This is a genomic window from Mangrovimonas sp. ST2L15, from assembly GCF_001280515.1.
Taxonomy (GTDB): domain Bacteria; phylum Bacteroidota; class Bacteroidia; order Flavobacteriales; family Flavobacteriaceae; genus Mangrovimonas; species Mangrovimonas futianensis.
Window position 1 is genome coordinate 1 of sequence record NZ_LBIQ01000007.1, and the last position, 1,092, is coordinate 1,092.

Annotated in this window: 1 protein-coding gene; it reads left to right on the forward strand. The window is 48.2% G+C overall.

Annotated features, from left to right (window positions below):
• Window positions 1–1,092, forward strand: a 1,092-nt coding sequence (locus tag ZA07_RS00035; RefSeq protein ID WP_157491995.1) for an HYR domain-containing protein, incomplete at both ends; no start/stop codon positions are given.

Here is a 1,092-nt window from a genome sequence, read left to right on the forward strand (position 1 = left end):
CACTACAGCTGATAACTGTGGCGTTAATCCGGCAACCAATGATGCGCCGGCTACATTCCCAATAGGTAATACAACAGTAACCTGGACCGTAACTGATGCAGCTGGTAATTCGGCTACTGATACCCAAATAGTAACTGTCGAAGACAATACAGACCCTACTATTACAGCACCTGCTGACGTAACCGTTAGTGCCAATGCTTCATGTCAAGCCACTGGTGTGGCTCTTGGAACACCCACTACAGCTGATAACTGTGGCGTTAATCCGGCAACCAATGATGCGCCGGCTACATTCCCAATAGGTAATACAACAGTAACCTGGACCGTAACTGATGCAGCTGGTAATTCGGCTACTGATACCCAAATAGTAACTGTCGAAGACAATACAGACCCTACTATTACAGCACCTGCTGACGTAACCGTTAGTGCCAACGCTTCATGTCAAGCCACTGGTGTGGCTCTTGGAACGCCTACTACCGCTGATAACTGTGCCGTGGCTTCTGTTACCAACGATGCGCCTGCCACATTCCCAATAGGTAATACAACAGTAACCTGGACCGTAACTGATGCAGCTGGTAATTCGGCTACTGATACCCAAATAGTAACTGTCGAAGACAATACAGACCCAACCATTACTGCACCTGCTGACGTAACCGTTAGTGCCAATGCTTCATGTCAAGCCACTGGTGTGGCTCTTGGAACACCCACTACAGCTGATAACTGTGGCGTTAATCCAGCAACCAATGACGCGCCGGCTACATTCCCAATAGGTAATACAACAGTAACCTGGACCGTAACTGATGCAGCTGGTAATTCGGCTACTGATACCCAAATAGTAACTGTCGAAGACGATACAGACCCTACTATTATAGCACCTGCTGACGTAACCGTTAGTGCCAATGCTTCATGTCAAGCCACTGGTGTGGCTCTTGGAACACCCACTACAGCTGATAACTGTGGGGCTAATCCGGCAACCAATGATGCGCCGGCTACATTCCCAATAGGTAATACAACAGTAACCTGGACCGTAACTGATGCAGCTGGTAATTCGGCTACTGATACCCAAATAGTAACTGTCGAAGACAATACAGACCC